At 62.1% G+C, this 9,101-nt stretch carries 8 protein-coding genes; 2 read left to right on the top strand and 6 right to left on the bottom strand.

Translation table 11 applies throughout. The features are described 5' to 3' along the window. Positions 1–80 precede the first annotated feature (80 nt). The 6 genes from DEVEQU_RS17200 to DEVEQU_RS17175 all read right to left on the bottom strand — a co-directional run bounded on the left by DEVEQU_RS17200 (position 81) and on the right by DEVEQU_RS17175 (position 6,991). On the bottom strand, positions 81–1,079 hold the full coding sequence (locus tag DEVEQU_RS17200; RefSeq protein WP_126151835.1) for an ABC transporter ATP-binding protein: 999 nt from the start codon (positions 1,077–1,079) through the stop codon (positions 81–83). Between the two features lie 169 nt (positions 1,080–1,248). After that, positions 1,249–2,079, bottom strand: a complete 831-nt coding sequence (locus tag DEVEQU_RS17195) for a carbohydrate ABC transporter permease (protein WP_126151834.1) — start codon at positions 2,077–2,079, stop codon at positions 1,249–1,251. Positions 2,080–2,212: 133 nt separating this feature from the next. After that, the gene (locus DEVEQU_RS17190) at positions 2,213–3,085 is read right to left on the bottom strand and encodes a carbohydrate ABC transporter permease (RefSeq protein ID WP_126151833.1); all 873 of its coding nucleotides are present in this window, start codon (positions 3,083–3,085) and stop codon (positions 2,213–2,215) included. A gap of 176 nt (positions 3,086–3,261) precedes the next feature. Further along, a complete protein-coding gene (locus tag DEVEQU_RS17185) occupies positions 3,262–4,572 on the bottom strand; it encodes an ABC transporter substrate-binding protein (RefSeq protein ID WP_126151832.1) in 1,311 nt (436 codons plus the stop codon). A gap of 202 nt (positions 4,573–4,774) precedes the next feature. After that, positions 4,775–5,728 (bottom strand): sugar-binding transcriptional regulator, encoded by a 954-nt coding sequence (locus DEVEQU_RS17180; RefSeq protein ID WP_126151831.1) that lies wholly within the window; start codon positions 5,726–5,728, stop codon positions 4,775–4,777. Positions 5,729–5,872: 144 nt separating this feature from the next. Next, positions 5,873–6,991: a 5-methyltetrahydropteroyltriglutamate--homocysteine S-methyltransferase gene (locus DEVEQU_RS17175; protein WP_126151830.1), complete on the bottom strand. Its 1,119-nt coding sequence runs from the start codon at positions 6,989–6,991 to the stop codon at positions 5,873–5,875. 127 nt (positions 6,992–7,118) lie between these two features. On the opposite strand from DEVEQU_RS17175, the gene DEVEQU_RS17170 reads away from it, so the two are divergent. Both DEVEQU_RS17170 and DEVEQU_RS17165 read left to right on the top strand, forming a co-directional pair. Beyond that, the gene (locus DEVEQU_RS17170; RefSeq protein ID WP_126151829.1) at positions 7,119–8,165 is read left to right on the top strand and encodes an aromatic ring-hydroxylating dioxygenase subunit alpha; all 1,047 of its coding nucleotides are present in this window, start codon (positions 7,119–7,121) and stop codon (positions 8,163–8,165) included. Beyond that, on the top strand, positions 8,162–8,896 hold the full coding sequence (locus DEVEQU_RS17165) for a GntR family transcriptional regulator (protein ID WP_126151828.1): 735 nt from the start codon (positions 8,162–8,164) through the stop codon (positions 8,894–8,896). The genes DEVEQU_RS17170 and DEVEQU_RS17165 overlap by 4 nt, the downstream gene beginning before the upstream one ends. The last annotated feature ends 205 nt before the right edge of the window (positions 8,897–9,101 follow it).

Here is a 9,101-nt window from a genome sequence, read left to right as displayed (position 1 = left end):
GGTGGGGGTGGTTCAGTGATCCACTGATGGACCCCCACCCTCTGTCCCTCCCCTCAAGGGGGAGGGAGGCGATGAGCCGACTATTTGAGCGCCATTCCAGCCGCATCGAACTTGTAGATGCGGTTGGGATCAGGCGTGAGCCAGACTTGATCGCCATGGGTAAAAGTCTGGTCGCCATCGGTGCGGACGGTCATGAGGCCGAAATCGGTCTGGACGTGGAGGAAGGTGTCGCTGCCGAGCTGTTCGGAGACGTTGACCAAGCCCTTCCAAGCGCCGTCACTGGTGGAGAGGCGAATATGCTCGGGGCGGGTGCCGATGGAATGGGCGCCGTGCTTGGCGGCTTCCGGACCGTCGACAAAATTCATCTTGGGCGAGCCGATAAAGCCGGCGACGAAGCGATTGGCGGGGTTCTTGTAGAGCTCCAGCGGCGAGCCGAATTGTTCGACATTGCCGGCGTTCAGCACCACGATGCGGTCAGCCATGGTCATGGCTTCGACCTGATCATGGGTGACATAGATCATCGTGGTCTTGAGCTGCTGGTGCAGTTCGGTGATTTCGAGCCGCATGTTGACGCGCAGCGCCGCGTCGAGATTGGACAGGGGCTCATCGAACAGGAATGCCTTCGGCTCGCGCACAATGGCGCGGCCAATGGCGACACGCTGGCGCTGGCCGCCGGACAAGGCGCGGGGCTTGCGATCGAGATAGGAGGCAAGGTTCAACGTGCGGGCGGCATATTCGACCTTGCGATCGATCTCGGCCTGCGGGGTTTTCGCCATCTTGAGCGGGAAGGCGATGTTGTCGCGCACGCTCATATGCGGATAGAGCGCATAGGACTGGAACACCATGGCGAGGCCGCGCTTGGCGGGCGGCGCGTCGGTGACGTCCTGACCATCGAGCTTGATATGGCCTGAAGTCGTGTCTTCGAGCCCGGCAATGAGGCGCAGCAAAGTCGACTTGCCGCAGCCGGAGGGGCCGACAAAGACGACGAATTCGCCGTCCTTGATATCGAGGGAAATGTCCGGGATGACCTGGACTTCACCGAAGGACTTGTTGACGTGGGAAAGGGTGATGGAGCCCATGACTATTTTCCTTCGGAAAGATGCAGGGTGCGTGCGGGAGTTTCGAGAGCCCCCCACCTAACCTCCCCCTGGCAGGGGGAGGGACAGATCGAGTTTGTTAAGATGCTGGTGAGCCACTGCTCGGCTCCTCCCCCTGCCAGGGGGAGGTTGGGTGGGGGTAAGCGCCGTATCACTTCACCGCCCCAAAAGTCAGGCCGCGCACCAATTGCTTCTGGCTAAACCAGCCGAGCAGCAGGATCGGGGCGATGGCGAGGAGCGAGGCGGCGGAGAGTTTGGCGAGGAACAGGCCCTGGGGCGAGCTGAACGAGGAGATGAAGGCGGTCAGCGTGCCGGCGCGACCGGAGGTCAGCGTGATGGTCCAGAAGGCTTCGTTCCAGGCGAGGATGACGTTGAGCAGTAGCGTGGAGGCGATGCCGGGAATGGCCATCGGCACGAGAACATGGGTGATCTCGTTCCAGAGTTCGGCCCCGTCCATGCGGGCGGCCTCGAGGATGTCGACCGGGATTTCCTTGAAGTAGGTGTAGAGCATCCAGATGATGATCGGCAAATTGATCAGGGTCATGATCAGCGTCAGGCCATGCAGGGTATCGAGCAGGCGCAGGTCGCGGAAGATCAGATAGATCGGGATCAGCACGCCCACCGCTGGCATCATCTTGGTGGAGAGCATCCACATCAGGATATCTTTTGTCCGCTTGCTGGGGGCGAAAGCCATGGACCAGGCGGCGGGAATGGCGATCAAGAGACCGAGGAAGGTCGAGCCGAAGGACACGATGATCGAGTTCAGCGCGTGCTTGATATAGTCCGAACGGTCCTGCACCGCGCCGAAATTTTCCAGCGTGAAGGTCTCAGGCAGGAAGGTTGGCGGGGTGGCTATGGCTTCGGCCTCGGTCTTGAAGGCGGTGAGGATGGTCCACAGGATCGGCGAGAACAGGGTGAGCGCGACCAGCCAGGCGAGGAGCGTGAAGCCGATGCGGGTTTGGATGGGGACGCGGCGGGCCATTTAATAACTCCCGTTTTCGCACACACCGGTCGTCACCCTCGGGCTTGACCCGAGGGTGTTTGCGACGGCCGGAAGAGCCCTCGGGTCAAGCCCGAGGGTGACGATCTGTGGGGTGGCGGAAGCGCGGTTCATGTTAAGCATCCAGGTTCTTCCCCACGGCGCGCATCAGGAAGATGGCGACCACATTGGCGATGATGACGGCGACCACGCCGCCGGCGGAGCCGGCCCCAATATCATTGGACAAGATGCCGGTGCGGAACACGAGGAAGGTGATGTTGGTGGAGGCATAGCCAGGGCCACCGCCAGTAGTGACGCGGATTTCGGCGAAAATGCCGAGGAGGAAGATCGTCTGGATCAGGATGACGATGGTGATTGCCCGAGCCATATGCGGCAGGATGATATAGCGGAAACGGTTGACCGCATTGGCGCCATCCATTTCGGCGGCCTCGCGCTGTTCTTCGGACAGCGATTGCAGGGCCGTCAGCAGGATCAGCGTCGCAAAGGGCAGCCATTGCCAGGCGACGATGACGATGACCGAAAACAGCGGATATTGGTTGAACCAGTCGACTGGTTGCAGGCCGAAGGCCTTCCAGAGATGCCCGAGCATGCCATAGCCCGGATGCATGAAGCCGTTCTTCCAGATCAAAGCGGCGACGGGCGGCATGACGAAGAAGGGCGAGATGACGAGAATGCGCAATATCCCCTGCCCCCAGATCGGCTGATCGAGCAAGAGGGCAAGGAAAGTGCCGCCGATAATGGTGATCGCCAGCACGCCGCCCACCAGCAGCAGCGTATTGACCAGCGCCTGGGTAAAGCTGGGATCGCCGATGACATAGGCATAATTCGCCCAGCCGGCGAAACCGGTCATCATCGGATTGATGAGATTGTAGTTCTGGAAACTGAACCACAGGGTCATGACCAGCGGCACAGCCATCCAGATCAGCAGCACGACGACGGCGGGCGCCATCATGGTGCGGGCAAGGATGCGGGTTTGTTTGGTGGCCATTCCAGAAATCTCCTGCGTGGAGAAAAACCCCCACCCGGCCTCCCCCTGAAGGAGGGGGAGGGGTTATCTCCACTCGTGGACGACATGCTGCCACGGGCACAGTCTGCTCCTCCCCCTTCTCCAGGGCGAGGTCGGGTGGGGGTGGCGAACCATCCCCACTCTCATCGCGCGGAGCCCTACTTGATATACCCAGCGCGGGTCATGTCGCGGGTGGTGGCCTCCTGGGCCTGGGCCAGGGCGTCGTCGGCGCTCATCTGTCCGGCAAGCGCCGCCGAGAACAGCTGGCCAACATTGGTGGCAATCCCGGCAAATTCAGGAATGGCCACGAACTGCACCCCGGTATAGGGCACCGGCTTGACCGTCGGATTGTTCGGGTCGGCCGAGTTGATCGAGGCCAGGGTCATGGCGGCGAAGGGCGCGGCGGCCTGATAATCCGGGTTTTCGTAAAGCGAGGTGCGGGTGCCCGGCGGCACATTGGCCCAGCCTTCCTTTTCCGCCACCAGGGCCAGATAGTCCTTGCTGGTCGCCCAGTTGATGAACTGCTCGGCCGCCTCGGCATTCTGCGAGGAAGCCGGGATGGCCAGCGACCAGGCCCAGAGCCAGTTGCCGCGCTTGCCGAGGCCCGTATCCGGCGCCTGGGCGAAGCCGACCTTGTCGGCAACGGTGGAGTCGCTGGGATTGGTGACGAAAGAGGCCGCAACCGTGGCGTCGATCCACATGCCGCACTTGCCCTGCTGGAACAGGGTCAGGTTTTCATTGAAGCCATTGGACGACGCGCCGGATGGGCCGGCATCGGCCATCAGGCCGAGATAGGTGTCGAGGGTCGACTTCCACTCGGGCTGATCGAATTGCGGCTTCCAGTTTTCGTCGAACCAGCGGGCGCCGAAGGAATTGGACATGGCGGTCAGGAACGCCATGTTCTCGCCCCAGCCGGCCTTGCCGCGCAGGCAAATGCCGTTGATGTCATTGGCGCGGTCGGTCATGGCGCGAGCGGCTTCGCCGATAAATTCCCAGGTCGGGGCTTCGGGCATGGTGAGCCCGGCCTTTTCCATGAGGTCAGTGCGATACATGATGAAGGAGCTCTCGCCGTAGAACGGCGCAGCATAGAGCTTGCCGTCCATCGAGAGGCCGCCACGGATGGCCGGCAGCAGGTCGTCCACGTCATATTCGGCATCGGCGGAGAGCCCGTCGAGCGGCTTCAGCCAGTTCTGCTTGGCCCAGATCGGCGCCTCATAGGTGCCGATGGTCATGATGTCATACTGCCCGCCATTGGTGGCGATGTCGGTGGTGACGTTCTGGCGCAGAGTGTTTTCCTCGAGCACCACCCAATTGAGCGCGATGCCGGTTTCCTCGGTGAACGCGGACGACAGACCCTGCATGCGGATCATGTCGCCATTGTTCACGGTGGCGATGGTGAGCGTCTGCGCGGAAGCGGTTCCAACCAGCGCAAGAGTCAACGCGCCCACGAAAAGGGGTGTGAGTTTCATCAATTTCCTCCCAAGAACCAAAGCGAGCATTTGCCTTGTTCATGAGCAAATGTTCAACAGAAGAGCAATTGCTGTCAAGCGGGCTTTTGCGAGGGATCGACGAAAGCCCGGCAAGTCGCCCCATTTCTCCGCCGCAAAGGCGCAGAAATGACGATGAAGAAATGTCAGAAAACGCTACGAATGCTCAGCTTTCGCGCTGGGATCAGGCCAGCAGCAATTCGGCCGTGCGCTCATTGGTGATGAGGCCATTGGCCAGCCGCCGGACCAGCGAGGCACGGATGGCCGCAGCCTTGGCGTCACCCACCGCGATAGCGATGACCAGTCCTTTTTCACGACTCGGAATTGGCGCCGAGGCCACCCGGTCATTGATCAGGCCTTCGACCAGCCGCCCCTCGGCATCGAAACACCAGCCGCAGATTTCGCCCACCGCCCCGGCCTTTTGCAGTGCCTTGTGATCGACCTCGCTCATGAACCCATCCACCACCAGCGGCGCATCGGCGCCCAGATGGCCGACACCGACAAAGGTGATATTGGCCTGGGCCGCCAGCGCCAGGGTCGAGGCGATCATCGGCTGCGCATGCAGCAATTCGCGCTCGCGGGCCGTCGAGGCGATGACCGGCAGCGGCATGGGGAAGGACCGCGCCTTGACCGTGTCGGCGACGTTGAAGATCACGTTGTAGAATGCCGCCGAGCCGTCGGGCGCGATATTGCCGGTGAGTGACACCACCTTGTGGTGCGGGCACTCCATAGGCTGCAATTGCTCGACGGCGGCCTTCAGCGTCCGCCCGGTGCCGATGGCCATGACGATCGGATCGGGGGCACGCAGGCAGCGTTCGATTTCGGCAGCGGCGGCACTGGCCACGCCAACGGTGGAGGCGGTGTGTTCCGGATCGGACGGCACCACCTCGCAATGGTCGAGCCCGAAGCGGGCGCGCAGGCGCTCGGCCAGGTCGAGACAGCGCCCGATCGGGTGATCGAGCCGCACCTTGATCAGGCCCTCGCTGATCGACAGCGATACCAGCCGCTGCGCCGATTGCCGGGAAATACCCATCTTGGCGGCGATCTGGTCCTGGGTATTGCCGGCGACGTAATAGAGCCAGCCCGCGCGCGCCGCATCGTCGAGACGAGTGGCCGAATTGTCCTGTCGCGCTGCCATGATCCCCTTCCCGAACCGTGCCTGCAATTATGGCAAAGCCACCCCGCGCCGCAAGCCATGTCCGGAAGGCGCGATGCGCTATCAATATCGCATCGCGCCCCGGCCGGATGTAGCGCCGGCCCGGATGGGCAGCGAAACCAGGGCTTAGACGCGGCCCCAGATGCTCTCTGCGGTTTTCACCACCAGGTCGAGCTTGCGGCGCTGGTCGTCCATGGTCAGGTCATTGCCCTCTTCGGTGGAGGCGAAGCCGCATTGCGGGGCGATGCCGAGCTGGTCGAGATCGGCATATTTGCTCGCCGCATCGAACTTGCGCTTGAGATCGTCGAGGTCTTCGAGTTCCGGCGTCTTGGTGGTGATGAAGCCGGGCAATACGCGCTTCTTGCCCTTCGGCAAGAGTCGCAGCGGCTCCAGCCCACCGGCGCGGTCGGTATCATATTCCATGAAATAGATATCGACATCGGTCTGGTTGAAAATCGCATCCGCCGCCGGGTCATAGGCGCCTTCGGCCACCCAGGTGGATTTGAAATTGCCGCGGCACATATGCATGCCGATCAGCATGTCATCCGGCCGGTCGGCAATGGCGTCATGCATCATCTTGGCATAGCGGCCGATCAGCCAATCGGGGTCCTCACCCCTGGCCTTGCGCTCGGCGCGGATCTTTGGATCGCAGAGATAGGCGAAGAAGATATCATCCATTTGCAGATAGCGGCAGCCGGCATCGTAGAAGGCTTTCACCGCATCCTTGTAGGTGGCGGTGATGGCTTCGAAATAGGCCTCGGCATCGTTCTTGTATTCGCCGACCGCAATATCGGCATCGGCGATGCGGAAATGGATGGCGCTGGGGCCCGGGATCGAGATTTTCGGGGTCACCTTGGTATTGGCGGCGACGAACTTGAAATGCTCCAGCATCGGGTGATCGGCGGGAAAGCTGAGCTTGTCGGTGATGACAGGCACGTCCTGCTTGGTGTGCACGCCATGGAACTGGATGCCGCCGCCCTCTCGCTGGATAATGTCGAGCCCGTTGAGCATGCCCATGAAATCGAAATGCCACCAGGCGCGGCGGAATTCGCCATCGGTCACCGCCTTGAGGCCCGCATCTTCCTGCATCTTGATAACATCACGGATGGCCTCGTCCTCGATGGCCGCGAGTTCGGCCTTGTCCATCTTGCCCTCGGCGCGCGCCTTGCGGGCCGCCTTGATGGAATCGGGGCGCAGGAACGAGCCGACGACATCGGCATGATAGGGCGGCTTGGCGACAGTCATGGAAAGCGATCCTCCTTGGTGGTCGCCCGCAGTGATACCCAGCGCGGCAGGCTTGGCAATGACAATCTTGCAAAATGTATACAACTCGTATTCATTGCCGCCTGAGGATCTTGAGGAGGAGACGACGATGGGTGGCCCCACCTTTCCGATGAACGCCTGGTATGCGGCGGCCTATGATGTGGAAGTGAAGCGCGAACTCTTGCCGCGCACCATCTGCAACAAGCCCGTGGTGCTTTACAGAAAGCAGGACGGCTCTGCCGCTGCGCTGGCTGACGCCTGCTGGCACCGCCTTTTGCCGCTCTCCATGGGCGAGCTGCACGGCGACAATGTCATCTGCGGCTATCATGGGCTGGAATTCGACGACAGCGGGCGATGTGTATACATGCCGTCGCAGGACACCATCAATCCTTCGGCCTGCGTGAAGTCCTACCCGCTGGTGGAGCGTCACCGATTCATCTGGCTGTGGATGGGCGATCCGGCTTTGGCCGATCCGGCGCTGGTGCCCGACCTGCACTGGAACCAACACCCCGACTGGGCCGCCGACGGCAAATATATCCACGCCAAATGCGATTATCGCCTCGTCGTCGACAATCTCATGGACCTGACGCACGAAACTTATGTGCATGGCTCGTCCATCGGCAACCGCGCCGTGGCCGAAGCGCCTTTCGATGCCACCCATACCGACGATACCGCCACCATTACCCGCTGGATGCTCGACATCGACGCACCACCGTTCTGGCGCGGACAGCTCGGAAAGCCGGGCAATGTCGATCGCTGGCAGATCATCAATTTCCAGGCGCCATCGACCATCGCCATCGATGTGGGCGTTGCGCCCACCGGCACCGGCGCGCCAGAGGGGGATCGCAGCCAGGGCGTCAACGGCTTCGTGCTCAACACCATGACGCCGGAAACCGATCGGACCTGCCACTATTTCTGGGCCTTCGCCCGCAATTACAAAATCGACGAACAGGCCCGCACCCACAATCTGCGCGAAGGCGTGTCCTCCATCTTCCGCGAGGATGAACACATTCTGGAGGCGCAGCAGAAGGCCATCGACGCCAATCCCGATCACGTCATCTATAATCTCAATATCGATGCCGGCTCGATGTGGGCGCGGCGGCTGATCGACCGGATGATTAGCGAAGAACACGCCATGCAGCAGGCCGCCGAATGAGCGAAAAACCCGACCGCGCCATGCAATCGCAACGCGCCCTCATGGGCGTGCGCGACCTGGTCATCTCAGGCGAAATTCGCGGCGGCGTCCGCCTCTCCGAAGTGGCTTTGGCCGAAAAGCTGGGCATTTCGCGCACGCCGCTGCGTGCCGCCCTGGCGCGGCTGGAACAGGAGGGGCTGGTCGAAGCCATCCCCTCGGGCGGCTATGCGGTGCGCAGTTTTACCCGCGAAGACGTCATCGACGCCATCGAACTGCGCGGCGTGCTTGAGGGCACAGCCTTGCGGCTGGCGGCCGAGCGTGGCGTCAGTCCGGCGCGGTTGGGGGAACTGCATCGCTTGCTGGTCGAACTGGATCATGCCCAGCAGGGCGAGGTCGAGGCGATGGATTTCGACCGCTATGTCGAGCTCAACGCCACCTTCCACGAAAAGCTCTGGGGGCTGGCCAGCGAAACCATCCGCCGCGAAATCGAGCGCATCACCAGCCGCCCCTTCGCTTCGCCCAGCGCCTTCCTGCACAAGCAGGCCGATGTCATGGCCTTCCGCCGCACGCTTTACGGCGCACAGGCCCAGCACAAGGCCATGGTCTCGGCCATCGAACTGCGCGAAGGCGCACGGGCGGAAGCGCTGGCCCGCGAACACGCTCGGCTGGCAAGGCAGAACCTCGAATTCGTGCTGGACGAGGATCGGAGCCTGATCCGTAGAGTCCCGGCTTTGTCGCTGGTGGTGGGATAGAGGCGCGCCTTCGGCTAGGCGGGATGACGCACCCTTTCCCCAAACACAAATCGTCACCCTCGGGCTTGACCCGAGGGGTCTTATACGAAAGCCGGCGTCGGACTGAAACCTATCCGCTCCTGCGCCTCCCTCCCCCTTGAGGGGAGGGATTGAGGGTGGGGGTCCATCGGTGAATCACTGAACCACCCCCCACCCTCAATCCCTC

Origin of the sequence: Devosia equisanguinis, from assembly GCF_900631955.1 — a bacterium.
GTDB classification, from domain to species: domain Bacteria; phylum Pseudomonadota; class Alphaproteobacteria; order Rhizobiales; family Devosiaceae; genus Devosia; species Devosia equisanguinis.
Note: the sequence above shows the minus strand (reverse complement) of the source record. Positions and strands in the feature narration are given on the sequence as shown.

Coding starts and splice junctions, on each gene's coding strand:
- DEVEQU_RS17185 (WP_126151832.1), bottom strand. CDS start 4,572: ATGAAACTCACACCCCTTTTCGTGGGCGCGTTGACTCTTGCGCTGGTT.
- DEVEQU_RS17195 (WP_126151834.1), bottom strand. CDS start 2,079: ATGGCCCGCCGCGTCCCCATCCAAACCCGCATCGGCTTCACGCTCCTC.
- DEVEQU_RS17190 (WP_126151833.1), bottom strand. CDS start 3,085: ATGGCCACCAAACAAACCCGCATCCTTGCCCGCACCATGATGGCGCCC.
- DEVEQU_RS17170 (WP_126151829.1), top strand. CDS start 7,119: ATGGGTGGCCCCACCTTTCCGATGAACGCCTGGTATGCGGCGGCCTAT.
- DEVEQU_RS17165 (WP_126151828.1), top strand. CDS start 8,162: ATGAGCGAAAAACCCGACCGCGCCATGCAATCGCAACGCGCCCTCATG.
- DEVEQU_RS17200 (WP_126151835.1), bottom strand. CDS start 1,079: ATGGGCTCCATCACCCTTTCCCACGTCAACAAGTCCTTCGGTGAAGTC.
- DEVEQU_RS17180 (WP_126151831.1), bottom strand. CDS start 5,728: ATGGCAGCGCGACAGGACAATTCGGCCACTCGTCTCGACGATGCGGCG.
- DEVEQU_RS17175 (WP_126151830.1), bottom strand. CDS start 6,991: ATGACTGTCGCCAAGCCGCCCTATCATGCCGATGTCGTCGGCTCGTTC.